We start from the raw sequence: 26641 nt of genomic DNA, 5'->3' as shown, positions 1-26641 counted from the left end.
CCTGTTCAAAATGCTCGACCAACGCTTTACGCTGAGCCGTAGTTGCTTTACTCGAGACCAACATAGAAACACTCCCTGAAAGAAGGAACCGTATTAATCAGTCCAACTTTCAGGGAGCAGTTCATCACTTAGCAAGCTTCTTATTTTCTACTTATGCTAATCACTCCGTAACTACAGGCCATACAACAGTTGCACTCTCCTACAGTAATCTGCAGATTTATTTTGTAGAGTTACTCAGCAGATGTTTCACGTGAAACATCGACGTTTTCTTCATTCAACATACCAAGAATACGATTCAGGTCTTCGATAGATCCAAAGTCAATGGAAATACGACCTTTTTTCTGGCCCATTACCACCTTAACTTTTGTGTCAAACCGATCCATGAGTCGCACAGCTAAACTATTCAGCTCTGATTGATATCGCTTAGTATGGTGCGCTCGTGGTTGTTTTTCTGGAACCCCGTCTTCACCCATTGAGACTAGTTCTTCAACTGCACGCACCGACAAATTTTCTGCAACAATCCGCTGAGCTAAACGTTCCATTGCCGCTGGATCTGACAGCCCTAACAAAGCTCGAGCATGTCCTGCTGAAATTACACCCGCAGCTACTCTACGTTGCACTAAGGGTGGTAGTTTAAGAAGGCGAAGGGTATTAGATATCTGCGGGCGCGAACGCGCAATCTTACGTGATAGTTCTTCCTGAGTATAGTGGAAGTCCTCCATCAGCTGTTGATAAGCAGCTGCTTCTTCTAAAGCATTTAACTGCACACGATGGAGGTTTTCAAGTAGTGCATCGCGTAGCATATCGTCCGTGTCAGTCCGGCGCACAATTGCTGGAACAGTTGAATTCCCAGCCAAGCGTGAAGCGCGCCAACGACGTTCACCCATAATAAGCTCATACCGAGCTATAGGATTATCTGAAATCGGTTGCACCAGCGGACGCACAACGATAGGTTGTAACACCCCGACTTCTCTAATCGAATCAGCGAGCTCAGCTAATTCTTCTTCATCGAAAATCTGGCGAGGCTGTTGCGTATTTGGAACGATTTCATCAAGATCCAACTCACCAAAAGTTGCTCCTGGAATAGCTTGTAACTGTTCCACAGCGTCGTTCTCTGCGCTAATATCAGCGCTAACTGTGTGTTTTTCTACTTTACTCGGTGTGTTTTCGCGTTGGTGTTTTGCTGATTCTTTAACGCCAGCAACTTTAACAACATTAGCTGCCTGACTATCAGAATTATGTTGAACTGTTATAGATGTTTCACGTGAAACATCCACTTGTTTTCTTGTTTGATTTTCCTGATGTGAACGAGAGATTTTTTCATCTACTATCTCTCCTGTGCCAGAGTGATCGTCAACTTTTTCGACACTGTTTTGAGGGTTACTAAAGAAGATATCAATTGGTCGCTTCTTTGTTTCCTCTTGATCAGTAGGGAAAAGGGCTCCAATACCTCTACCTAAACCACGACGTTTTTCTGCCATTATCAATTCACCCTTAAAGTTGTTCCGACAGTTCGAATGCAGCCGCACGGTAAGCTAGCGCACCAGACGACTTTGGATCATATGTAACAACGGTCTGCTGGAAACTTGGTGCCTCCGAAATACGAATATTGCGTGGGACTTCAATGGAGAGAGTTTCCTTCGGGAAGTACTGACGCACTTCATGTGCAACATCTTGTGCTAGGTTTGTCCGCCGATCAAACATCGTTAATAAAATAGAAGACAGTTTCAACTGCGGATTAAGAGATGACCTAACCATTTCAATCGTCTTCATTAACTGTGTAAGACCTTCTAGCGCATAATATTCAGTTTGAATCGGAATCATCACTTCATCCGCACCAACTAGAGCATTAAGTGTCAAAATCCCTAAGCTAGGTGGACAGTCAATAATAACGTAATCAACCTTATCCCCTTCTCCATGTGCTTCTAAGTAAGAATGGATTGCTTGACGTAATCTATATTCGCGATTTTCTTGAAGGACCAGGGAAATTTCAACACTAGAGAGATCAATAGTTGATGGCGCAACGGAGAGTAACGGAATATCTGGGCATGGCTGCAATATTTGACCTAAGTCTAATTCACCCTCGAGAACATGGTACAAAGAAGGGGTTCCTGCGGTATGTTCAACACCAAGAGCAGTAGTGGCATTTCCTTGTGGATCAGCGTCAATAACGACAACTTTCAAACCACCTTGCGCAAGCGCTGCAGCAATATTAACTGCAGAAGTAGTTTTCCCAACCCCACCTTTTTGATTTGCAACCGTAATAATGCGGGTATGCTCCGGATGCTTAAACTCAACCTTTTCCAGCTTCTTCATCAATTCTTTATCACGCAACAGGTCAGCACCCACTGGAGAGTCCATATCATTAAATAATGAAGCACGGGAAGCTTGGTTATGGTCAGAATCAGAATATCCAACAGCTTTTTTTCGGGGATCCACCATGCTAACAGCTCCTATCGATCAACTCGTTTAATTCTACTCGGTAATACAACTTCTATAGGTATAGGATCCACAAGTTAGTAGTTATCCACACCAATCACTGTCAAAGTGACAAATACAGATCCGCCGCATAAGAACCAGAACAGAAATTCTTCTTACGAAGAACTCTATGTTTCACGTGAAACATACTTTAGGTGGGTTCATGTTTCACGTGAAACATTGCAGGCTAACTATTTTTTCTGAACAACAAGAACCCGAGTGCCTTCGTCTGAACCCCAAACATCAATATCATGCACATCAACCCACTGTGCATCATACTTGCGGAGAATCTTGTCTGCGTCCTCAATCTCTTGCTCTGCTCTGCCACCTTTTAAAGCAACAAGCTGACCACCACTTCGTAGCAACGGCATTGTCCAAGGAATCAATTTTTTAAGAGCAGCAACCGCGCGAGCAGTTACAACATCGGCTGTGATAGTACCGAACAGATCTTCAGAGCGTTGATTAAATACCGACACATTAGATAGCCCAAGTTCTGAAACAACGAGAGAAAGCCAATCGGTACGTCGTCCTAAAGAATCTACAAGATTCACACGAAGGTCTGGCCGAACAATAGCGGTTATCAAACCTGGAAATCCTGCACCAGAACCAACATCAACTAATTCTGCATTCTTTGGAATGAAATCAGTAATTGCTGTTGAGTTAAGAATATGCCGCGACCATAGCTTTGACATTTCACGTGGTCCGACTAGCCCACGGAGTTCACCTTCAGCCTCAATAAGACGTGAAAAAGCGAGAAGCTTTTCCCATATTTCAACACCAAAATGCTTATCACCTTCAATAGGTGGGAGTTCAGTCTGCTGTTTAAAATCCACAATAATCACCCAAACCTATATATAAGCTACATATCTATCGAAAAGTAATATGTAAAATCACGATACATCTCTAACAGTCTACCTGACCACCAGCCATTACAGTCTAACGATCTTCACCCTTCCCGACATAGACGTGTGTCCTGCACAGTAAAGTACAGGACACACGGCACAAAAAGAATGAGAATTATTCGTCGTCTTCGATTTCCTCATCGTCGTCTGGCAACGAGATAACTACGTGCCGAGCGGAGCCAATACCAGATGAATCCGAGAGTAAACCGGCGTCGGCTACGACGTCATGAACAACCTTGCGTTCAAACGGATTCATCGGCTTCAACGCGACAGCTTCGCCACTTTCCTCGACACGCTCAATAGCATCCCGAGCAATAGCAGCAATTTCCTTGCGATGCCGATCGCGGTAGCCCAGAATATCGAGCATCAATCGCGACCGCTCACCAGTCTGTTGTTGGACCGCGAGCCGGGTTAACTCTTGAATGGCATCGAGAGTATCTCCATGCTTACCAATCAGTCGCTTCAGACGACGATCACCACCGTCGTCGGAAACAATACCGACAGCAGCGCGATCCGCCTCGATCGCAATTTCAATGTCTCCGTCAACATCTGCAATATCGAGGAGCTCTTCGAGATAATCAGCAGCGATATCGCCTTCTTCATCTAAGGCTGCGCGCAAATCAGTGATTTCTTCAGTCATGTGGTTCCCTTTGTTCTCAGGTTCCCGTAGTACGGGCTTTAAAAATTACGATTCTTCTTGTTGCGGTTTGCCTTCTTTTGGCGAGCCTGCTTCTTTTCATTAGCTCGCTGGCGCTGGGCCATACGCCGTTCATAGCGCTTTTGAGCACGTTCCGCATCAGTCAAGCCGTCAAGGCCGCGCACCTCTTTGGAATCGCTTTCCGGTGCCGACGTCGTTGACTCAACGTGCTTCTTCTTAGCAGCCTTCTTCGACCGTTCCTTGCCCAATGGTTGTACTCGTGGCTGAATAGGCTCTTCTGGTTCTTCTTCAGGTGGCAGGCCGGCCGCAATACGCTTCGCACGAAGCTTTTCCTGACGCTTCTTGTAGGCTGGTGACCCTGGTGTTGGGTTATAGGTGATGAGCCAGTACTGCTGACCAATGTTCCACAGGTTAGAAGTCAACCAGTAAATAAGCACACCAACCTGGAAAGCGAAACCACTGAAGACGTAGATCAACGGCATACCGTAAAGCATCATCTTCTGCATCTTATAAGCTGGATTGTTTGGATCCTGAGCCGATTCTGGCAGGTTCTTCGTCATGATCATCTTCTGTGAGAAGAACAGAGTTGCCATCATCAGAACGATCAAAATAATAGCGACGATACGAACATTAGTCGGCAGATCATACTGGGCAGCAGTACCTAGCGACGATGATAGCGGTGCACCGAACAGAGTAGAGTTAGCAATTTCTTCCGCAACCGTCTTATTAACAGCACCAATTGATGCCATTTCGCCAGTTGAAATAGGCCGCACAGCATGGAGCAACCGGAATAGCGCGAAGAAGATTGGCATCTGAATAAGAAGCGGCAAACAGGATGCGAATGGCGATGTGCCGCGTTCACGGTAGAGTGCCATAAGCTCTTCTTGCTGACGTTGCTTAGATACAGCGTCGGTACGTCCTTTGTACTTCTTCTGGAGCTTTTGGACTTCCGGCTGAATTTCTTGTCCCATACGCATTGCGCGAATCTGCTTGTTGAACAGCGGAATAATGAGGATACGGATGACGATGGTCAGGCCAACGATAGACATGACCCAAGCAGCGCCGGATCCGCTATTCATGCCGACGGTAGTTAATACCGTGTGGATGCCATACATGATCCACGAGATGACCCATTTAATAGGGAAGAGGATAATATCCACAGTTCTTCTTTCGCTTAGGGGCAGTTGCCACGATGTGTATCATCGCCATGGCCGTAGTGGCCTGATGATTCTTGCTGGGCGCGGTACGCCAAGAGTTCGGTGTATCCGAGGGGTTTGGTTGGCCAGGCACCAGGTTCAGGAACCCAGTCCACGCCACCTTTACTCCACGGGTTGCAGCGTAACAATCGCCACACTGATAAAAGTGTACCTTTAATTACGCCGTGAACCTCAATGGAATCAAGTGCATATTGTGAGCAGGTGGGCTGATATTTGCACCGCCGCGGTAATCCGGCTGAAATTGTGCGTTGGTACCAGCGAATCATCCACATGAACAGACGTTTAATCATGAGTGTGCGCCTTCCGAGCCTGTGCTCTGGTGAGCGCACTGTCGAGTGCTCGGGTGAAATCTTGCGACGACGCCGTTGCCGCCGCGGGGTTTGCGCGTACGACGATGGTTCCCGGCTCTAGTTCGGGAAGAAAGTTCCTGACGACGTGGCGGAGTTTGCGAGCAACTGTATGCCGGACAACCGAATTGCCAACTTTTTTGCCCACGACGAAGCCGACCTTTGTGCAAAGGTCGGCTTCATTTATGGAGTTGTCTGCTAAAAAGTAGACAACTACAAGGCTGTTTCCGCTCCGCCTCCCATGACGAACTGTTCGAGCAAAATCGCCCGATGTTCGTAATCGGTTGACGGTTGGCAGCATTTACGCAGAGAGGCGCGCGCGGCCCTTACGACGGCGGGAGGCAAGAACTGCACGACCCGCACGGGTGGCCATACGCTTACGGAAGCCGTGGACCTTCGCACGACGGCGGTTATTCGGCTGGAACGTACGCTTGGTAGACATGGGTGATCTCCCACTTATCGATACTTGAAACGAACCCGATGGTTTCGGATTCGTGTGTGTGTCCTGCACACACATGACTTGATGACTTTACGCGAGTTTTCGGCTCATAGTCAATAAAAGACACGGGTGCCGTAACTATTGTCACATGATGAATTACGTGTGATAACTCTTTCCATATTACTTTCCACAGCTGTGGATATTTCAGTGGATACATTTTTGCATTGCAACTCCGCGGTTCAATTCATGTAATTACACGCATGTAATATCCACAGTTGTGAATAAACCTGTGGATAACTTTAGATTTTAGTCGCAGGTTCTCCTATGATTGTCACAGGCCAGAAAAGGCTGGCGTGCACAACAAGGGGAAAACATGTCTGATGGATCATTTGTGAACGATGCTTGGACAGCAGCAATCGAGCTCTCACGAGCTGAAGGTCGCTTGTCTGAATCACAAACAGCGTTTGTTCGGCTAGCAACTCCTCTTGCGCTGATCGACGAAAAATTCCTTATCGGCGTAGCTACTGATTTCACTCGAAACCTCATTAATACCAACGTTGCACAGGTATTAACTGAGCAACTATCAGCTATCGTCGGACGCGAACTGACACTAGAAATTTCCGTTGATCCAGCTCTTTCGGAATCATCTGTATCGGCTTCATCTGCATCACCAATGTCTGTGCCAGAACCGACTCTGCATTCTGTTTCTTCAACGCCAGTGCAAGAATTTGCCAAACCGGCCTACAACGAAACTCCGTCGTCGTCCCCCGAACCTACACAGCTTTTCCCTACCCCACAGTACGAAAAACCCGTTACAGCGCCACCTGCTCCGCCACGTCATCTAGATAGACAACAAGAAGTCCGCGATTTAGCACGCCTAAACCAGCATTACACTTTCGAAACATTCGTCACCGGTGAATCTAACCGTTTCGCGCATGCAACTGCATTGGCAGTATCAGAGCTTCCTGGTTCTACCTACAACCCACTGTTCTTGTACTCAGACTCCGGAATGGGTAAAACCCACCTTCTGCACGCCATCGGCAACTCAGTGCAGGAGATGTTTCCTAGCAAAAAGGTGCTTTACGTATCTGCCGAAGAGTTCACCAACGCATTTATTAACGCCTTGGCAAACGGGCAAATGCATAACTTCAAAGACCAATTCCGTACCGTCGATGTTCTGTTGATCGACGATATTCAATTCCTTTCCGGGCGTGACCGCTCGCGTACGCTCGAAGAATTCTTCCACACCTTCAACGCACTTATTAACGCCAATAAACAGATCGTTATCACATCCGATGTGGCACCAAATCTTCTCGTCGATTTCGAAGACCGGATGATTTCACGATTCAAGTCCGGAATTACCGCAGCAATCGATCTACCGAACCTTGAAACACGTATCGCCATCCTCAATCGCAAAGCGACGGCAGAAGGTCTTGAAGTGCCACGCGATGTCATTGAGTTTATTGCTACTCGTATCACCAGTAACGTACGTGAAATGGAAGGTGCGCTCCGCCGTATCCGGGCCTTCGCTGACTTAACCAAACAGCAGATTTCCCTTGATTTAGCTGAATCTCAGCTCAAGGACATGATTTCTGATCCCAACTCTATTCAGGTCACAGCCGGAATGATCGTGGCGCAAGTGTCAAACTATTTCAACGTTCCGCTAGCGGATTTGAAGTCCCCAACGCGTACCCGAACGCTAACCCAGCCACGCCACGTGGCAATGTACCTATGCCGGGAATTAACTGATCTGTCACTTCCGAAGATCGCCGAGGAATTTAATCGACGGGACCACACCACAGTAATGAATGCGGTGCGCAAGGTCGAAGCCCTGATGGCAGAGAAACAAACTATTTTCACGCAAGTGTCTGAACTAACCACGATCATTAAAAACGCGGCAAAAGACCACGCTCAGCTCGCTCAAGAGTAAATAACACACAATATGTGATTTATTTTGTGGATAACTGTGGATAAAACCTGTGAATCTGTGGATAAAAACTACTTCGTTTTGTCTCATCCACAAAATGACATATGTTATTCACTGATAAACCACAAATAATCCACTGTAGAAAATGTTGATTTTACAACGGAAGAATGGGTTTTCCACAGTTTCCACAGACCCTATTACTACTACTACCTAAATAGTTATAGGGAAGATCTGGTCGCCACCGACTGCGAGTAAATCTCAACAATCCACAAAATGTCGTTTCGATTCCGACGCGTGGGGTATTTCGCGTACAGTATTAAGTAGTAATTTTGAGGAAAGTAGGTTGCGGTGAAAATTATCGTTGAACATGACGTCTTCACAGAAGCCGTTACATGGGTTGCACGAACCATTCCAAATCGTCCAGCGATACCAGTTCTGGCCGGTTTGAAAATTCAGGCATCTCAAAACGGTATTGTTTCTCTTGGTTCACGCGATTCAGATATCTCGTCTCACGTTGATATCGAAGCAGATGTTCTCACCGCTGGCGATGTTCTTATCAATGGACGTCTACTCGCAGATATTTGCCGGGCACTTCCACGTAAGCCAATTGAACTGACTCTCGATGGAACCAAGCTCGATATCGAATGCGGAGCTTCGCACTTCTCGATGAAGACGATGGCAAGTGAAGACTATACTGAGGGATCCGAGATGCCACCAGTTGTTGGAACTGTAGACGGAACGCAGTGGCTCGAAGCAATTAGCCAGGTATCGATCGCAGCCTCAAATGATGACACCTTGCCACTTTTAGTTTCGGTATGCATTGAAATTAACGGTGATTCCATTGCTCTCATGGCAACAGACCGTTATCGTCTTGCTGTTCGGGAACTTAAGTGGAATCCAGCTGATACCACGATTTCTCAGCGCATCCTAGTTCGTGCCTCGCGTCTTCTTGACATTGCCAAAGCACTTGGGTCGGCCGGGCCAATCGAAATCTCACTATCAGATTCCTTAATCGGCTTTGCAGCCGGCGGTAAGCAAAACACAGTTCAGCTTATCGATGGCGAATATCCGCAAGTCCTCTCACTGTTCCCAGCTGAAAGTGCTGGATACATGGTGATGGATCGGATGGAAATGCTTGATGCAATTAAGCGTTCGCGCCTAGTTGTGGAAAAGAATGCTGCAGTTCGGCTTTCCTTTACCGAAGGCGAAGTTACAATCGAAGCTGGACAAGGCGATCAAGCACAAGCATCTGAAGCGCTCGCCGCTGAGGTCGTTGGCGAAGATCTGAAGATGGCGTTCAATCCCATCTTCCTTCAAGAAGGTTTTGCGGTTATGAGTGGTGAAAAGGTTCGCCTAGCCGTTACTCACCCAACTAAGCCAGCAGTTATGACAGCAGAAAAAGACGGCGAATCGGTGAACGATTTCCGTCTCTTGCTCATGCCTGTTCGTACGTTCGGTAACAACTGACACCGTGTATATCACCGACCTCGCGTTGAACGATTTTCGTTCATATCGCGACGTTGTTGTGTCCTTCCGTTCAGGAGTGACAACATTCGTTGGAGAAAACGGGCAAGGGAAAACCAATCTAGTTGAAGCAATCGGCTATCTTGCAACGTTTTCTTCACATCGAGTGAATGCAGATATCAGTCTGGTTCGGCAAGGAGCTAATGCTGGCGTAGTGCGTGCCAAAGTCATGCATGGCGATTCGCCAACAACGGTCGAAATCGAAATTTTGGCTGGGCGCGCGAACCGAGCACGAATCAACCGTGGTAATGCCAAACCTGCTGACGTCCTCGGAATTGTTCGAACCGTTATGTTCGCGCCGGAAGATCTTGAGCTTATTAAAGGTGATCCTGGAATACGGCGTCGTTTTCTCGACGACGTCATGATTCAGTTACGTCCTCGGATGGCGCAAATCAAAGCGGACTACGGCAAAGTTGCCAAACAGCGCGCGGCGTTGCTGAAAACCTTGTGGAAAAATCGGCGTCGTGACGTTGTTGCTGATGAAACTATGCTCGACATTTACGATCAGCAGCTCGCTCAACTCGGTGCGCGAATTATTGCTGAACGCGTCCGCATTATCAGTGCCCTGCGCCCCTACGTCACCCAGTACTATCACCAGCTTTCCGGCGGAAAAGGCGTTGCCCGTATCGACTATGCAGCCAACATCGATCATCGCAGTGGCTGGGATTTACCTACTGCACAACAACTGCACGCCGATGACTCCTTAAGTGAAGTTATCGCAACCCATGAAGCAGATCTGCAAGAAGAAAAAGCTACGATAGAGCAGCTTCTTGACGCAATGAAACAGTGGCGTTCTCAAGAAATAGAACGCGGTGTCAACCTAGTTGGTCCACATCGCGACGATCTAGCGATTTCCTTGGGAACGTTGCCAGCGAAAGGGTTTGCCTCCCACGGCGAGTCATGGTCGTATGCGCTCGCGTTGCGGTTAGCGTCGTGGCGCGTTTTACGTGATGACGTTTCGGGAAATTGGGCCGACGACGGCGAACCCATCCTCATTCTCGACGATGTTTTTGCCGAACTCGATGCCCGGCGTCGGCAACGCTTAGCTGACATTGTTAGCCAAGGAGAACAAGTATTCGTGACTGCCGCAGTGGGAGATGACTTGCCAGACGAGCTATCTGGTGAAAAGTTTTTGGTACACGATGGCACCGTTACCCGCGATGCGGGTGATGAATAGTGGCCACATCAACACACAACAAAATTGAGCAGGCACGGCTGGCAGCTGCTCGCAAACATGGTGATATTTTGCCGCTACAGATTCTGCATCGGGTTCGTCGCATGGCAGCAGACCAGGGATTTGTTCGTCGTCGAAACACGTCCCGAGCAACGCTAGCTGCAACGCAGCCGAAACCGATCGGGGATGCACCGCTCGTTCCGAGCCCTGGACAAGAAGTTGGGTCGGGGGCGCGCCCGTCCTATCGTGACCCGCAACCGGTGTTCACACTGATGAAAAAAGCGATTGAGGAACGCGGGTGGAACTCGCAGGTTGAAGTGGCATCTGTGGTGACTCGTTGGCCGGAGATCGTTGGCGAAGCGTTTGCGGCGCACTGCGAGGTTGTTGATTTTACGCCGGATGGAACCTTGACATTGCAGGCAAAAACGGTGGCGTGGGAGAAACAGATTCGTTCGCTATTGCACCACCTCGATGCCCGACTCGCGCAAGAGCTCGGTGAAGGTGTAGTGAAAGAAATCGTGGTCAATGGGCCGTATGTGCCGTCCTGGAAGCATGGGCGGTTGTCAGTTCCTGGACGTGGTCCGCGCGATACCTACGGATAATCTTTTCAATATTTCGGGATTTTAGTTCGAACCCTATGTTCTGGCAGTAAAAACGCGCTATAATAACTAAGGATGCCTTGAGGTAGGTCCCTACCTTTTTAGGGGCGAAATCAAGCAGAGCCGGTTTTACGCACGTTATATGAGGTAGAACACATATGTGTTCGCCATAGATGTGCCACCACGAAGAATGAGGGGAAGTCTACGCGTGTCAGATGAAAATAAGGCCACAAATGAGACTACACAACATGCGGGTACAGTAGCGCAAGGTACTGAATACAACGCAGCTGACATTACAGTCCTTGAAGGTCTTGAAGCTGTTCGGAAGCGTCCGGGCATGTACATCGGTTCAACTGGTGAACGCGGATTGCATCACCTTGTTTATGAGGTCGTCGATAACTCAGTCGACGAAGCGCTCGCCGGATACGCTTCGGAAATTACTGTCACCTTGCTTGATAACGGTGGCGTGAAAGTTGAAGACGACGGTCGTGGAATCCCAGTCGATATCCATCCAACGGAAGGCGTTGCAGCAGTTCAGGTAGTTATGACCGTTCTGCACGCCGGCGGAAAATTTGGCAACGGCTCCTATGCTGTTTCCGGCGGTCTGCACGGCGTCGGCATCTCGGTTGTCAACGCACTATCCACCCGCATGGATACCGAAGTTCGCCGAGACGGCTATGTTTGGCGGATTTCCTACGAAAACGGTGTCCCAGTTGCGCCACTAGAACAAGGCGAACCAACAGATCGCACCGGAACAACCCAAACGTTCTGGCCAAACGCCGACATTTTTGAAACCGTCGATTTTGATTTTGACACCCTTCGTCAACGCTTCCACCAGATGGCATTCTTGAACAAGAGCCTCAAGATCACGCTAATTGACGAACGTGAATCAGCGGTTGCCGACGGCGATGAAGTCACTGGCGAAGAGAACGACGTCGAAAAGAAGCACACCTCAGTCACCTACCAATATGACAACGGACTGCATGACTACGTCACCTACCTGATCAAAACCAAGAAGGCAGAACCAGTTCATGCAGAACCAATCTACTTTGAAGCTGAAGACAAAGAACGAGTCATCTCGGTTGAAGTCGCAATGCAGTGGACCAACGGTTACTCCGAATCTTTGCACACATTCGCAAACACGATTAATACAACTGAAGGTGGAACCCACGAAGAAGGTTTCCGTACCGTGCTGACCTCGATTATCAATAAGTACGCACGAGACAAGGGCCTCCTGAAAGAAAAGGACGCCAACCTGACCGGTGATGATATTCGTGAAGGCCTAACAGCCGTCATCTCGATTAAACTCGGCGAACCACAATTCGAAGGCCAGACCAAGACTAAGCTTGGCAACACGGAAGCACGAACCTTTGTTCAGCAAACCACGTACGCCCAGCTCACGGACTGGCTCGATATGCATCCGAGTGAAGGCAAAGAAATTATTCGCAAGGCAACCCAAGCGCAAACTGCTCGGTTAGCAGCACGTAAAGCCCGCGAAGCAACCCGGCGTAAGTCCGTTCTAGAATCGGCCGCAATGCCTGGAAAGCTCAAGGATTGCACCTCGAATAATCCAGCCGAATGTGAAATCTTCATCGTCGAGGGTGATTCGGCAGGCGGTTCCGCTGTTAACGGCCGTGACCCGAACCATCAGGCGATCATGCCGATTCGCGGAAAGATTTTGAACGTAGAAAAAGCACGGCTCGATCGTGCACTATCATCCGAATCCATCCAGAGCCTGATCACCGCGTTCGGAACTGGTGTTGGCGAAGAATTCGACATCAACAAGTTGCGTTACCACAAGATCGTATTCATGGCGGATGCTGATGTGGACGGCCAGCACATTGCAACCTTGCTGTTGACCCTGGTCTACCGCTACATGCGCCCACTGATCGAACACGGTTATATCTTCTTGGCGATGCCGCCGCTCTACCGCATCAAGTGGACGAATGCAGACCACGAGTATGTCTTCTCTGATAAAGAACGAGACATCAAACTCGAAGAAGGACTCGCAGCTGGAAAGCGCCTACCGAAAGCCGAAGGCCAAGGAATCCAGCGATACAAGGGTCTTGGTGAAATGAACGATTCAGAATTGTGGGACACCACCATGAATCCAGAAACCCGTACCTTGAAGCGTGTCAGCATCGGCGAAGCGGCTGCAACGGATGAATCCTTCTCGATCTTGATGGGTGAAGACGTCGCATCACGTCGTTCCTTCATCCAGCGCAATGCCCACGACGTCCGCTTCCTCGACATTTAAGAATGGCTGGTTAAGAACAACTCATGACTGAAGAAATAGCAGAATACAACCACGGCCTCATCAAGGACGTCGATCTCCAGCGCGAAATGGAAACGTCCTATTTGGACTATGCGATGTCCGTTATTATCGGCCGCGCACTTCCAGACGTTCGCGACGGCATGAAACCTGTCCACCGTCGCGTTATTTACGCGATGTGGGACGGTGGCTACCGGCCAGATTCCTCTTTCTCTAAGTCGGTGAAAATTGTTGGTGACGTGATGGGTAACTTCCACCCGCACGGTGACGCCGCAATCTACGACACAATGGTGCGCATGGTCCAGCCATGGAACCTGCGCTATCCACTCGTTGCCGGCCAAGGAAACTTCGGTACTGCTGGTGATCTAGGCGCAGCTGCACCGCGTTACACTGAGGCTCGTATGGCCCAGCTCGCCGTCGAAATGGTTCGTGACATTAACGAAGACACAGTTGATTTCACACCAAACTTTGACGGCTCGGTACAAGAGCCAACTGTGCTCACCTCTCGTTTCCCGAACCTGCTGGTTAACGGTTCGGAAGGTATCGCGGTTGGTATGGCTACTCGTATTCCACCGCATAACCTGCGTGAAGTTGCTGAAGGTGTCCAGTGGTTCCTCGAGCATCCAGAAGCTACCCGTGAAGAGCTCCTCGAAGCACTGATTGCCCGCGTCAAAGGACCAGATTTCCCAACTGGGGCAACAATTCTCGGAACCAAAGGCATCGAGTCGATGTATCGGACCGGAAATGGTTCGATCACGCAGCGCGCAGTTGTTGAAGTTGATGAAATCAATGGGCGTCAATGCCTCGTTATCACCGATCTGCCATACCAAGTCAATCCTGATCGCTTGCTGGACAAGATGGTGGAAGGCATTAAAGACGGCCGTCTGCCGGGTATCGCAGATATTCGCGACGAAACCTCTGGGCGCGCCGGCCAGCGCATCGTCGTCGTCCTCAAGAAGGACGCGGTTGCCAAGGTTGTGCTCAACAACCTCTACAAGCATACCCAGATGCAAAACAACTTCCCAGCCAATATGCTGGCGCTGGTTGACGGCGTGCCACGCACGCTTTCACTCGATGGTTTTGTCCGCCACTGGGTTGACCACCAGATCGAAGTGATTCGCCGTCGTACCGAATTCCGGCTCCGTAAGGTCCTTGAGCGTTTGATGATTCTAGAGGGACTCGTTAAAGCCCTCGATGCGCTCGACGAAGTAATCGCCTTGATTCGGCGCTCGCCAACCGTGGATGAAGCTCGCGAAGGCCTCATGAAGTTGCTGGACATCAACGAAATTCAAGCCGACCATATCTTAGCTATGCAGCTCCGCCGTCTAGCTGCTCTCGAACGGCAAAAGATCCTGGACGAGCGTGACGAAAAGATGGCATTGCGTGACGATTACCGGGACATTTTAGCTTCGCCAGGCCGTCAGCGAACCATCGTGGCGGACGAACTCGGCGAGATTGTTGCCAAGTTCGGCGACGAACGCCGTACCAAGATCCTCCCATTTGACGGTGAAATGTCCGATGAAGATTTGATTCCGGAGGACGACGTCGTTATCACCATTACCCGCTCTGGATTCGTTAAGCGTACCAAGGTGAGCGAATACCGCGCCCAGCATCGCGGCGGTAAGGGAATCAAGGGAACCTCGTTGCGTGACGACGATATCGTCGAGCATTTCGGTATTACCTCCACTCACGATTGGCAGCTATTCTTTACCAACCAGGGCCGGGTTTACCGAATCAAGGGCTATGAGCTACCAGAAGGCGCACGTGACGCTAAGGGTCAGCATATTGCCAACATGTTGGCATTCCAGCCAGGTGAATCAATTGCCTCGATGGTCTCGATCCGTAGCTACGATCAAGCCGACTATCTTGTGCTTGCCACCGAAGACGGCCTGGTGAAGAAGACCCGCTTGAGTGACTACGATTCCGCCCGTACCGGCGGTTTGATCGCCGTCAAGCTGCGCGAACGTGAAGATGGCACAACTGACCGTCTCGTGGCTGCCCGTTTGCTGAATGAGGGCGACGACGTCATCCTCGTCTCGCGCGGTGGGCAGTCCTTGCGTTTCACGGCCGACGACGAAACCTTGCGTCCAATGGGTCGAGCAACCTCTGGTGTGACTGGTATGAAGTTCCGTGGTGATGATCGGTTGCTTGCAATGGATATTGTTGACGAAGGTGCGGAAGTCTTTGTTGTAACTGAAGGTGGCTTTGCTAAGCGCACTGATATCGAGCAGTACCGAGTCCAGGGCCGTGCTGGCCTGGGTATCAAGGTTGCTAACGTGGTTGAGTCCCGTGGCGATCTGGTGGGCGCACTCATCACTCATCCAGGTGACGAAGTTATGGTCATTATGGAATCGGGCAAGGTTGTGCGTTCAGCAGTAGACGAAGTGTCACTGACTGGCCGTAATACTCAAGGTGTCAAGTTTGCTACCCCGGACAAGGGTGACAAGATCATTTCCATCGCGCTCAATATGGAAAAAGAAGCTGAAGAGGACGAAGATACGGAAGCAGACGGTACCGCCGCCGTCGAACCGGAATCTGACGCGAAAGATGACGCACAAACCGCTACCGAAGTAGAATAACCCTACGTGTAAATCACTCACACCTGGTCAATGGAGAAGAAGATGACAACCACACCGGACGAAACGACGCCGCAGCCAACCATGGTGCAAGAAGTCGTGCCACATGAAAAGCAAGAAGTTGGCATTCGGCGAGTCAAGATGACGATTTCCCGGGTTGACCCATGGTCGGCTCTGAAACTGTCATTCTTGGTTTCAGTTGCAATCGGCATCATGCTAGTAATTGCTACCGCCGTTTTGTGGTTTGTGCTCGATTCGATGCATGTTTGGTCGCAAATCGATGGGCTGCTCAAGACGCTCAACTCCGAAGCGTTGTTGCAATTGGGGCAGTTCATGGAGTTTGGGCGTGTCATGTCATTCTCCGTTGTGGTAGGAGTGATTGAGATTGTGTTGATGACCGCTTTCGGGGCGCTCATGGCACTTGTGTACAACGTCGTTGCCATGCTGGTAGGCGGCTTACATGTGACCGTTACCGATGAATAGTCTGAAATAGTTACATGAAAATGTGACGTGCATTGCTTGGAGCTGTTGTGGTTTGATTCTGAACTCGAAATTGAGTTAATCTAATTCGGCACGAAGAAATGCACAAGGGCCTATAGCTCAGTCGGTTAGAGCGCTACACTGATAATGTAGAGGTCGATGGTTCGAGTCCATCTAGGCCCACGCTAACGTGAGAAGGAGGAGCGATGAAGAAATTCGTTCTCGTCACTCTCGCAGTAGTTGGGGGATATGCATTGTTCCTCAAAGCATCGGAAACGATGCAAACGCAGGCGATGTGGCAATCGGTCACAGATCCTGTAGAATAGCTTCGAACGAACAGTTCGAAATGGGGCTATGGCGCAGCTGGTAGCGCATCTGCTTTGCAAGCAGAGGGTCAGGGGTTCGAGTCCCCTTAGCTCCACAAATCCCGGTAGGAAATAGCCTACCGGGATTTTTTTGTTTGCTCTGTGCCGCACAAAATCTCGAGATTCAGCATGGTAGTGCGATATAGGCTGCTACCGTTGCGCTGGGCGAGATTTTGTGCGGCGTGGATAGCAAAAATTTCTATATTTGTTTGTAAAAATGGTTTTACTAAAACGTTTTAGCAACTAGACTGAAAACGTGAAGAATGAAGATACGTAAAATCAATGATGATTGCCCGTATGAAGATTCGACACAGCCTTAGAATCAATGAGCTATATATCGTCCTTAGATGTATTTCGCTTGGAAGGGACAATGATGTCTACCCATAAAAAACTAATTGGAGGCGCAATAGCAACAGTTCTTGCGTTCTCTTCGTTAAGTTGTGTTTCGAGTGCGCTTGCAACACCATTAGAAGAAGCAGGAATTAAAGCCGTTATTCCTGCTGTGCGTCATTTTAGTGCCGACGACGGACAACCATGGAAACTGTCGAAGGAAACGAAAATTGTAGCTCCTTCTGACCTTAAAGATGATGCGAATAAACTTGCTCTGGATCTGGCTATCAAGGGCAAAATAAAGCCAACAGTAGAAATCGATGGTGAAGCTGACGCTGACGATATTGTGCTCCGCGTCGATCCGGAACTAAAAGATGTTCCGCGTGATGATGGGTACCAAATAGTTTCGACTAAAGACCGGCTTACAGTAACCGGAAAATCCGCGGATGGGGCCTTCTGGGGTGAACAGACTGTTGTTCAGTCGGTTGCCAGCTCAGGTGGTGTGCAAGCAGGAACGGTACGCGATTGGGCCGATGTTAGCGAACGATCGTTCCATCAAGATATGGCCCGGAAATTCTATTCTAAAAATTATCTTCTGAATCTGATTCATCAATTGAGCTACCGCAAGATTAATACGTTGCAACTCCACTTTTCAGAAAATGAAGGTTTCCGACTGGAATCGAAGAAACATCCAGAAATCATGTCGTCGGACGGATATATTTCTCAAAGCGAGCTGGCTGAGATACTAGCCGAAGCAAAGAAATATCATATTGAGGTAATACCTGCACTCGATATGCCAGGACATATGAAGCAAGTGTTATCTCAGCATGCGGATCTTCGCTTAGAGCCGAGATACATTGGCTCTAATAATGAAGAGCATCTTCGCGGCCTTGATTTTTCGAAACCTGAAGCAGAAAAATTTGTCAAAGAACTTATTGATGAGTTTGCTCCCCTTTTCCCTGATACAAATAAATGGCATCTAGGAGCAGATGAATACGTAAACTTCACTCAGGCAGGACAGAAATATCCAGCAGCGGTCGAGCGTATTAAAGCTAAGCTTGGTCAAGACAAAGAATTTGTTGACGGTTTTGTGTCATTCATTAACGACATGGCTACCTATGTGAAAGACAAGTATCACAAGACTGATGTCCGAGTGTGGAATGATGCTTTTTATCGTTCGGATGTAGCTCAAAAGGTTGAACTGAACAAAGATCTCACTATTGACTACTGGACGAATTGGGATAGGCCGATGACGTCAGTCCAGGATTTTGTTGATCGAGGATTTAAGCTAGTCAACTTTAATGATGCCTACATGTACTTCGTACTTGGTGAAGCAGCCGGCTATAAGTATCCAACGGTTGAGCGTGTCTATCTAGGACAGCGCAATGATTCTGTTGATGGCGGTTTCCATGCGGGCCGATTCCCAGGCTTAGCTCAAGGTCGTGGACCACAGGCATTTCCACAAGAAAAACCAGTGCTAGGTAAAGATACAACATATCCAACCTGGCTACGTGGTGCATCTTTTGCTATTTGGTCCGACATAGCTCGTGCATTGACTGAAGAACAAGTTGCTGATAAATCAAAAGGTCCATACACTGCGTTTGCAGACCGCGTTTGGTATTCCGGCGATAAGCGCACAATCAAAGAATTCACGAATGCAATGGCTGCAGTTGGAGATGCTCCAGAAATACCGGCAAACATTGACCAGATCGTCGTCGGAACCCAATCAGACCTAGTCTCTCCACAATCTGGAACAGCAGTGAAACCTGGGATGGCAGTCACTGTGACCGGACAAATAAAAAATACATCCAACCAAACATTCCCTATTGATGCGAAAGTAACGTCTACGTTCCTTGAAACAGCAGCTGGTGACGTACCAGTTAAAGTTCTTGATAATGACGGTAAACCTGTTATGTCAGAAGGGAAAAACGTTGCTCTTGCATCAGAAGGCGCTACAGCTGAGGCAAGTTCTGTAGAAGTTGCGAAGTTTGATGCCAGCAAAGCTATTGATGGAGATGCCTCGAACGCTGACTCGAGATGGTCATCAGTCGGCAAGAAAGACGGCGAATCCATCACTGTCACATTTAAAGAAGCAACAGATCTTGTCAAACTTCGGTTAGCCTGGGAAGGGGCCTATGCAACAAAGTACACGGTTTCCTATGCTCATCCAGATGGTTCCACCACAGTAGATAAGTTCGCGTTTACTCGCGAGAGTAATAAAAATGCGGTATGGGCAGAGCATAGTATTGACCAGAAACGCGTAACGGCAATCACGATAACAGGAAACGAACGTTCCCTTCCCGATTACGGAATTTCACTATTCGAGATTGAAGCTTACAGTGCAGGCGGTCCGCTGAAGGTTGCTCCAGCAAAGCTTAACAATACTGGAAAACTTACTTGGAATGGTAGCCTTGAACCAAGTCAATCCATATCTTTCGCCTGGGATGCCACAATAGCCAAAGATGCTGACAAGAAGGCCTCCGTAGAACTAACGAGCACAGCTGAATATGTACTGAAGCCTGCTCAACCAAGCGTAGCAACTCTTGATTTCATAGTTGATCGCAAACCGCAGGTACCAGATACTCACGATGAAAAACCAGTTCCGCCAGTTGATCCGCAGCCTGAGCCGGCACCGCAGCCTGAGCCGGCACCGCAGCCTGAGCCGGCACCGCAGCCTGAGCCGCCTGCCCGTCCACATGTCGATTGGCTACCGCTTGTTCCTGGGATAAATCTTGATCCAGTTTATTCTGATTCGGGGATGATTGAGAAAGCGTTGGCTGATGAGAGCGTTAAGCTTGACGGTCAATACACAGTGGAACGAGGCGAAAACGTTAAAGTCACTTTCGCTGGATTGGAAAAGAATGCGCAAGCACGTGTGTACTTGTATTCTGAACCAACAAAGATTGGTGATGTGACTGCCTCAGATAGTGGTAGCGCTGAATTTGATGTAAAGACAACTGATGCTCCGCTGGGAACGCACTATGTGGTTGCAACATCAAATGTTGCTGGCATGCATCAGCCATCATCTATTGTGCGAATTACCGTAGTTGAGTCACGTACAGACGGACATGGACAGCTCCCAAACCAGAATCAAGTTACATCGCAACACACGCAAGTTCTTGCAAAAACTGGTAGCTCGCTTACTTTTGTTGGAGTTATCTCGGTTACCTTGCTAGGTTTCGGAATGGCGATGATCCTGCTTCGTCGTCGTTACGAATCGTGATGATGCAATTATAAAAACATACGCTGAGGGGAATTGAAATACTATTTCCCTCAGCATATCTCATATTTCAATGACGAAATGAGGAACATATGCGTACCAAGCAAGCCAACAACTGGCGCAAAAGTGCGATAGCAAGCACACTTGTGCTAGCGCTATCAACTTTTGGATCGCTTCCGATAGCATCCGCATCACAAGATTATTCTCGACTTTCAACAAGCACACAAATGGCATCTGATGCAGAAGATGTCTACACCACTCCACTAGATGCAAGTGTGCGTATCCAACAATTCAATACTGGTTGGAAATTTAAACTAGGAGAGGAAAAAGGTGCTGAGTCGCCGGAATATTCCGATGCTCAATGGCGGATCCTAGATCTTCCACATGATTATTCCATCGAACAGGAATTTACCCAGCAAGGTGAGGCAGAAAGTGGATATCTTTTAGGGGGCATTGGTTGGTATCGGAAAAACCTACCTCTGGATCAGAAATTCGTTGGCAAGCGAATTAACTTGAATTTTGATGGCGTCTATATGGATGCCACCATATATGTCAACGGCACTGAAGTAGCAAACCATCCATATGGATACACCCCATTTTCGGTAGATATCACTGATTATGTGAAAATCGGGGCGAACAACGTCGTAGCTGTTAAAGTCAACCATGAGCTTCCCTCAAGTCGCTGGTATTCTGGTTCAGGAATTTATCGCAATGTTGACCTCGTGGTTACTAACCCTGTCCATATCGCTCACGATGGGGTAACTGTTGTCGCCCCCAATATTGCAACAGCCACTGAAGGCGATCTCGACATTAATGCCACTGCACGAGTAGTAAATGAATCAGCGGAACCTGCTGAAGTTATGGTTACGCACGTGTTGACATCACTTGATGGTAAGCAAACATTAGGTGAAAGTAGTGCACAGAAACTCATGATCGCTCCTGGATCTGAGGCTGATGAAACGGCAGCAATTACAGCACATAACATCAAGATGTGGAGCGTGGATAATCCGCAACGTTACCAGGTGGTAACCAAAATTTCTGATGTGGATAATACTCCACTTGATGAAGTCACAGTTAAAACTGGATTCCGGAATGCGCAGTTCGATGCTGACAACGGGTTCACGCTCAACGGTCAGCGAATGAAGCTCAAGGGCGTATCCATGCATCACGATCAAGGAGCGTTAGGTGCTCGAGCATATCGTGCTGCCATAGAGCGACAAATCGATATCTTGAAAGAGATGGGCGCCAATGCCATTCGTGTCACCCATAATCCAGCATCGCGCGATTTGATCGATCTTGCAGATGAAAAAGGGATGCTTATCGTCGAAGAACTTTTTGACGGGTTTCATCATCCAAAGAACAGAAATTACAATGACTATGCCCGTTTCTTTGAGAAGCCAGTGCCACTGAACACTGCTTTAGAAAATGTGGCACCCGAAAGTACATGGGCACAATTCGACCTTGAAGCAACAATACGGCGGGATATAAATGCTCCATCCGTGATCATGTGGTCTTTAGGAAATGAAATTGGTGAGGGAACAGGCTTGTACACCCTCATGGCGAATTATACCAGTCAGCAAGCCGACCTCATTAAGTGGACACAGCAGATTGACAAAACCCGGCCAGTTACCCGCGGGGACAATCAGCTCAAAGACGGTGCTCCAGGTGCTGCGACGCTCATGGAATCCTTAGCTAAGGCTGATGGAACAGTTGGTTTGAATTATGTTGCGGGAAATAAATACAACAGTATTCATTCCCAGCATCCTGACTGGAAACTATATGGCTCCGAAACTGCGTCATCAGTAAATAGTCGTGGAATATATAATCGTACGCACGATAGCGGGCGTACTGCGGACAAACAACTGACCTCATATGACGGTTCTAAAGTTGGATGGGGAGCATACGCATCTGAGGCTTGGTACGATATCATCACCCGCGATTATGTTGCTGGAGAATTTGTATGGACTGGTTTCGATTACATCGGTGAACCAACATTCTGGTTTGGTGATTCACCAGGTGCTGTAGGCTCATGGCCATCACCAAAGAATTCCTATTTTGGCATTATTGATACTGCTGGTTTCCCGAAAGATTCCTATTATTTGTATCAAAGCCAATGGAATGATAATCTCCATACCCTTCATATTTTGCCAGCATGGAACCGCAACGTCGTCGCCAATTCACAAGGAAAAGTGAAGGTAGATGTTTATTCAGATGCGCCGCGTGTTGAATTGTTCTTTATTGATACGCATGGGCAGAAAAAATCACTCGGCGAAAAGAAATTTACTGTAAAGAAAACAGAGGCTGGATACCGGTATCAACTCTACGAAGGAACAGATAAAAAGAGGGTAGACCACGAAAATCTATATTTCACGTGGGAGGTTCCTTATGCTGACGGAACTTTAGAAGCAGTAGCGAAAGACAAAGACGGTCAGATAATTTCCGATACGCATGGGCGCAATAAAGTGACGACGGCGGGACCAGCGCAATCACTAAAGGTAAACGTTAACCGTAATTCGATTGCTGCTGATGGTAGCGATCTCGCTTATGTTGACGTCACCGTAACGGATGCCAAAGGCGAACCTGTGCCTGACGCAAACACGCCTATAACCTTCTCTATTGAGGGAAACGGCGAAATAGTAGGTACTGATAATGGAGAGCAAGCAGACCATACGTCCTATCAGTCACTTGAGCGTCGAGCTTTCTCGGGTAAAGCATTAGCAATTGCGAAATCCACTAAGAAAGCAGGATCGTTTACTGTGACTGCAAGTGCTGAAGGAATGACTCCACAGTCAGTAACTGTAATTACGACGAATGACAATACGGATCCATCGAGTGAATCTGGTGCGGATCACTATCGCTATCCACGTAATATTTATGTCAAGACAGGTCATAAGCCGATTCTTCCTGAGGTTATTGAAAGTTACGATGCTGATAATCGTTCCTCAACTACTAAGGTGACATGGGACGACATCACTGCAAAGCAATACGGCAAAGCTGGTCATTTTGTTGTTTCTGGAAAAACGGGCGTCGGAGATAAGGTTGATATTGACATCATTATGATTGATGGGGTTGGCGCAGTTCTGAATTATTCAGCAACGTCACCAGTAGGAACAGTTGCCCAACTTCCTTCTACGCGCCCTGTAGTAATGCCGGATGGAGCAATTTTATCGACGTCGTTCCCAGTTACATGGCAGGACCCTGAGGCTAGTGTTTGGGATAAACCTGGAACTGTGACAGTTCACGGTGCCACAACCATTTTTGACCAGAAATATGAGGTTACTGCGACTATTCGTGTGCAAGAACCGACGGTTGCAGTTGGTGATAATTTAGCCGGGGCAGCGAAGTCGTTGACTCAATCGATTGATCCGGCTTTGCAATCTGACACGCTTGAAGCGATTCGTGATAGTAAAACCGCAGTTCCGAGCCATGATGGTAACGGTCCGAACAAAAACGTTTGGACGAATTATGAAAATACGCAAAAGACTGACGAAAAATTTGCGGACCTTGTGTTTGCCTACGATACTCCGCAGCAGTTTAGCCAATTTGAGGTGTGGTTCTATCGAGATGGTTGGTCGGCCAACTACCCGGAGCCTCATTCGACGAGGTTCTTTGTACGAGACACGGTTAATGAAGAGTGGAAGCTTGTAGAATCAAGAGAAACAATCGGCGATGAACAAGGAAACGTTCAGCCTTACAAATATGAGCTAGATCCAGTGACGACGACGTATCTGAAGGTTGAGGTACACAATAATGTCAACGGTAAGACTGCTAGGCCGAATATCAAACCGGTAACTGGTATATCGGAGATATTCCTCAAAGGTGTGAAACAGTCTTATGACGTTCATTCAACGGCCTTGTTAACCAAGGTTGTGCTTAACGATGAAGAATTGTCCAAAGAGGCGCTTGATTCCTGGTCTTACACATCTCCTGCTGCTAAACCCCAGATGTTGGAAGCCTATTCCGAGGATAATGCGGCGGTGACAATTGTTCCTGAATTTGAGCGAGTATCGAGGATAATTGTTGAGTCAGAAGATCATCGAACAACTAAGATGTTTGAAATCAAATATACCGGGAACCTAGAACCAGATCCGCAGCCGGATCCGCAGCCGGCACCTGAGCCGGATCCACAACCGGATCCACAACCGGATCCACAACCTGAGCCAGGTCCATCGAAACCAGATGGAATGTCCATCCCATGGATCAAAATTCTAGATGCAGTATTAACTGGGCCAACGTATGCTGATTCATCAGTAATCGCGGCTGATATAGCCAATGGAAAGGTAAAGCTTGATGGTCAGTACACAGTTGAACAAGGTAAGTCAGTAGATGTTGATTTCAGTGGATTGAAGAGCGAAATGCCAGCGCGCATCTTCTTCTACTCTGAACCAACATTACTTGGCACTGAGGTTTCTGATTCCCAAGGAATGATTAAGTCCTATACCGTTCATATACCCGAGACCGTTTCTCCAGGTGAGCATTATGCTGTAGCAACATCTAATATCGCCGGTGAGCAGCCGTCGTCGGTTGTGAAAATAACTGTGCTAAAGAAAAACGGCACTAACGGAGGAACAGTTAGTGCCCAATCGTCTAGCCGTTTGGCAAAGACTGGAGTGGATGTGGGTGTTACTGGACTTCTAGTAATCCTATTAGCAGGTTTGATAGCGACTTACGTAGGTAAGCGCCGCCGAATCTAGCATTCTTCCGGTTAAAATCACGGTATACGGCACGGTAGTTGCATATAGCATGCTACCGTGCCGTATGTCGAGATTTTGTGCAGGCCTAGACGGCGAATCTGATTTATGCGACCGTCAAGAACCCAATAATCGACATAATATTGAAGAAATCGATGAACATTCCGCCAACTACTGGCAAAACGAAGAAGGCCGTGGGAGATGGTCCGAATTTGGCCGTCACTGATTCCATGTTTGCCATCCCGTTTGGGGTTGCTCCCATTGCAAAACCAACATTGCCAGCTACGAGCACGGCAGCGTCGTATGTTGAGCCCATTGCTTTGAACGTAATGAAGCGGGTGTATAACACGGTTAGAGCAACCTGGGCAGTCAACAAAACCACGAGAGCGAACGCCAGCGAACCGAGCTCCCACAGCCGGACTGACATGAGGGCCATCGCTAAGAAAACACTCAGGGTCACTGTTCCTAGCATCTCGATTTCTTGATGTGGAACTAGTTCCTTGGCTCCATTGTCTTCACCGCCGGCACGGGTGAACCGATAGTCGGAAAACCAGCGTGCTAAAATACCGCAGATCATCGGTCCTAAATAGGCAGGAAATTGAGCCATAGACGTCCAGCCGCTCACAAGTATATTGAGCCCATCAGTGATGTAGCTGCCGATAAACATGGCTACGAGTAGCGCCATGAATCCAGCTAGCACCCGGTCTGCGTTAAGCGGATGGATTTTTTCGTGAAGGAAAGAATCGTCAAACGTGGAGGTGTCATGGAGTTTGACGAGGTCATGACGGCGAATCAGCCGTAACGCGACCGGTCCGCCAATAAGAGAACCAGCCACCAGGCCAAAGGTTGCGGCCGTATAGGCAATCGATTCTGCCCCCAAAAATCCAGCGTCTTCGATGAGCGGAGCGATACCGGCGGAGGTTCCGTGCCCGCCGATCATTGACGTCGAACCAACCATCAGCGCCAACGGTGCTGGCAGATCTAACAATGGCGCCAGTCCAATAACTACGAGGTTCTGTGCCACGAGCAAGCCCACGGTTACCAGTAGAAAAAGCGCAACCTTAGGTCCGGCTTTGCGTAAAATCATGGGGCTTGCGCCAAAGCCGATAGAGGTAAAGAACAAAACCATAAAGAAACTTTGGAGTGTGGAGTCAAAGTGAAAATTCACCGTATGTGTGAGGTGGAGGATGAGATTGACGATGGCAAATGTGAACCCGCCAATGACCGGGGACGGGATAGCAAAACGCTCGAATAGCGGAACGCGCCGCCGCATAAACCGACCAAAGAACAATAACAGTACAGCGAATCCAATTGTTTGAACCATCGAAAATTCAATCGTCATATATACCTCGTAAACGGTAGGGGATATTATCAGTAAGCCGGCATTCGGCCCAGAAAAATGTCATTATGCTATAAAAATCAACAACTGTTGAAAAGTACCA

19 protein-coding genes and 2 tRNA genes are annotated in these 26641 nt (G+C 48.3%); 12 read left to right on the top strand and 9 right to left on the bottom strand.

The window, feature by feature from the left end:
* Positions 1-230: 230 nt before the first annotated feature.
* The 8 genes from BLT51_RS02295 to rpmH form a co-directional block, all read right to left on the bottom strand.
* Positions 231-1481, bottom strand: a complete 1251-nt coding sequence (locus tag BLT51_RS02295; protein ID WP_091279431.1) for a ParB/RepB/Spo0J family partition protein — start codon at positions 1479-1481, stop codon at positions 231-233.
* A gap of 13 nt (positions 1482-1494) precedes the next feature.
* Positions 1495-2442 carry a ParA family protein gene (locus BLT51_RS02290; RefSeq protein WP_091279429.1) on the bottom strand — a complete coding sequence of 316 codons (948 nt, stop codon included), beginning with the start codon at positions 2440-2442 and terminating at the stop codon, positions 1495-1497.
* A 227-nt stretch (positions 2443-2669) separates the two neighbouring features.
* A complete protein-coding gene (gene rsmG, locus BLT51_RS02285) occupies positions 2670-3311 on the bottom strand; it encodes a 16S rRNA (guanine(527)-N(7))-methyltransferase RsmG (protein WP_231943964.1) in 642 nt (213 codons plus the stop codon).
* Between the two features lie 184 nt (positions 3312-3495).
* Positions 3496-4020, bottom strand: coding sequence for a Jag family protein (locus BLT51_RS02280; protein WP_091279423.1), 525 nt, complete (start codon positions 4018-4020; stop codon positions 3496-3498).
* 38 nt (positions 4021-4058) lie between these two features.
* Positions 4059-5198, bottom strand: coding sequence for a membrane protein insertase YidC (yidC, locus tag BLT51_RS02275; protein WP_091279420.1), 1140 nt, complete (start codon positions 5196-5198; stop codon positions 4059-4061).
* A 14-nt stretch (positions 5199-5212) separates the two neighbouring features.
* Positions 5213-5545 (bottom strand): membrane protein insertion efficiency factor YidD, encoded by a 333-nt coding sequence (gene yidD / locus BLT51_RS02270; RefSeq protein WP_091279417.1) that lies wholly within the window; start codon positions 5543-5545, stop codon positions 5213-5215.
* Complete coding sequence (rnpA, locus tag BLT51_RS02265; protein ID WP_091279415.1) at positions 5538-5903, bottom strand: ribonuclease P protein component; 366 nt, start codon at positions 5901-5903, stop codon at positions 5538-5540. The genes yidD and rnpA overlap by 8 nt, the downstream gene beginning before the upstream one ends.
* On the bottom strand, positions 5904-6044 hold the full coding sequence (gene rpmH, locus BLT51_RS02260; protein WP_091279413.1) for a 50S ribosomal protein L34: 141 nt from the start codon (positions 6042-6044) through the stop codon (positions 5904-5906).
* A 370-nt stretch (positions 6045-6414) separates the two neighbouring features.
* Here rpmH and dnaA point away from each other — a divergent pair, with 370 nt between their 5' ends.
* The 12 genes from dnaA (at position 6415) to BLT51_RS02205 (ending at position 25202) form a co-directional block, all read left to right on the top strand.
* Positions 6415-7971: a chromosomal replication initiator protein DnaA gene (dnaA, locus tag BLT51_RS02255; RefSeq protein WP_091279410.1), complete on the top strand. Its 1557-nt coding sequence runs from the start codon at positions 6415-6417 to the stop codon at positions 7969-7971.
* 345 nt (positions 7972-8316) lie between these two features.
* On the top strand, positions 8317-9435 hold the full coding sequence (dnaN, locus tag BLT51_RS02250) for a DNA polymerase III subunit beta (protein WP_091279407.1): 1119 nt from the start codon (positions 8317-8319) through the stop codon (positions 9433-9435).
* Positions 9436-9439: 4 nt separating this feature from the next.
* A complete protein-coding gene (recF, locus tag BLT51_RS02245) occupies positions 9440-10669 on the top strand; it encodes a DNA replication/repair protein RecF (RefSeq protein ID WP_091279402.1) in 1230 nt (409 codons plus the stop codon).
* Positions 10669-11268 carry a DUF721 domain-containing protein gene (locus tag BLT51_RS02240; protein ID WP_091279399.1) on the top strand — a complete coding sequence of 200 codons (600 nt, stop codon included), beginning with the start codon at positions 10669-10671 and terminating at the stop codon, positions 11266-11268. Before recF ends, BLT51_RS02240 begins: the two co-directional genes overlap by 1 nt.
* Before the next feature lie 205 nt (positions 11269-11473).
* Complete coding sequence (gyrB, locus tag BLT51_RS02235) at positions 11474-13522, top strand: DNA topoisomerase (ATP-hydrolyzing) subunit B (protein WP_091279396.1); 2049 nt, start codon at positions 11474-11476, stop codon at positions 13520-13522.
* Between the two features lie 23 nt (positions 13523-13545).
* Positions 13546-16116: a DNA gyrase subunit A gene (gyrA, locus tag BLT51_RS02230; RefSeq protein ID WP_091279392.1), complete on the top strand. Its 2571-nt coding sequence runs from the start codon at positions 13546-13548 to the stop codon at positions 16114-16116.
* 42 nt (positions 16117-16158) lie between these two features.
* Positions 16159-16596: a DUF3566 domain-containing protein gene (locus BLT51_RS02225; RefSeq protein ID WP_091279389.1), complete on the top strand. Its 438-nt coding sequence runs from the start codon at positions 16159-16161 to the stop codon at positions 16594-16596.
* A 106-nt stretch (positions 16597-16702) separates the two neighbouring features.
* Positions 16703-16776 (top strand) — tRNA-Ile (locus tag BLT51_RS02220).
* 23 nt (positions 16777-16799) lie between these two features.
* Positions 16800-16919 (top strand): DLW-39 family protein, encoded by a 120-nt coding sequence (locus tag BLT51_RS09270; protein ID WP_216378518.1) that lies wholly within the window; start codon positions 16800-16802, stop codon positions 16917-16919.
* A 22-nt stretch (positions 16920-16941) separates the two neighbouring features.
* Positions 16942-17014: transfer RNA gene (locus tag BLT51_RS02215), tRNA-Ala, on the top strand.
* Positions 17015-17331: 317 nt separating this feature from the next.
* Entirely contained in the window at positions 17332-20511 is a 3180-nt protein-coding gene (locus tag BLT51_RS02210; protein WP_172801298.1) for a family 20 glycosylhydrolase, read from the top strand.
* An 89-nt stretch (positions 20512-20600) separates the two neighbouring features.
* Complete coding sequence (locus BLT51_RS02205; RefSeq protein WP_091279382.1) at positions 20601-25202, top strand: sugar-binding domain-containing protein; 4602 nt, start codon at positions 20601-20603, stop codon at positions 25200-25202.
* Between the two features lie 103 nt (positions 25203-25305).
* Here BLT51_RS02205 and BLT51_RS02200 read toward each other — a convergent pair whose 3' ends face one another.
* Complete coding sequence (locus tag BLT51_RS02200) at positions 25306-26541, bottom strand: sodium/glutamate symporter (protein ID WP_091279379.1); 1236 nt, start codon at positions 26539-26541, stop codon at positions 25306-25308.
* Positions 26542-26641 lie beyond the last annotated feature (100 nt).

The organism is Arcanobacterium phocae, from assembly GCF_900105865.1.
In the GTDB taxonomy this organism is placed as follows: Bacteria; Actinomycetota; Actinomycetes; order Actinomycetales; family Actinomycetaceae; genus Arcanobacterium; species Arcanobacterium phocae.
This window is presented reverse-complemented; position numbering and strand designations above follow the sequence as displayed.

Coding starts and splice junctions, on each gene's coding strand:
- BLT51_RS02295 (WP_091279431.1), bottom strand. CDS start 1,481: ATGGCAGAAAAACGTCGTGGTTTAGGTAGAGGTATTGGAGCCCTTTTC.
- BLT51_RS02290 (WP_091279429.1), bottom strand. CDS start 2,442: ATGGTGGATCCCCGAAAAAAAGCTGTTGGATATTCTGATTCTGACCAT.
- BLT51_RS02280 (WP_091279423.1), bottom strand. CDS start 4,020: ATGACTGAAGAAATCACTGATTTGCGCGCAGCCTTAGATGAAGAAGGC.
- yidD (WP_091279417.1), bottom strand. CDS start 5,545: ATGATTAAACGTCTGTTCATGTGGATGATTCGCTGGTACCAACGCACA.
- rnpA (WP_091279415.1), bottom strand. CDS start 5,903: ATGCTGCCAACCGTCAACCGATTACGAACATCGGGCGATTTTGCTCGA.
- rpmH (WP_091279413.1), bottom strand. CDS start 6,044: ATGTCTACCAAGCGTACGTTCCAGCCGAATAACCGCCGTCGTGCGAAG.
- dnaA (WP_091279410.1), top strand. CDS start 6,415: ATGTCTGATGGATCATTTGTGAACGATGCTTGGACAGCAGCAATCGAG.
- gyrA (WP_091279392.1), top strand. CDS start 13,546: ATGACTGAAGAAATAGCAGAATACAACCACGGCCTCATCAAGGACGTC.
- BLT51_RS02225 (WP_091279389.1), top strand. CDS start 16,159: ATGACAACCACACCGGACGAAACGACGCCGCAGCCAACCATGGTGCAA.
- BLT51_RS09270 (WP_216378518.1), top strand. CDS start 16,800: ATGAAGAAATTCGTTCTCGTCACTCTCGCAGTAGTTGGGGGATATGCA.
- BLT51_RS02210 (WP_172801298.1), top strand. CDS start 17,332: ATGTCTACCCATAAAAAACTAATTGGAGGCGCAATAGCAACAGTTCTT.
- BLT51_RS02205 (WP_091279382.1), top strand. CDS start 20,601: ATGCGTACCAAGCAAGCCAACAACTGGCGCAAAAGTGCGATAGCAAGC.
- BLT51_RS02200 (WP_091279379.1), bottom strand. CDS start 26,541: ATGACGATTGAATTTTCGATGGTTCAAACAATTGGATTCGCTGTACTG.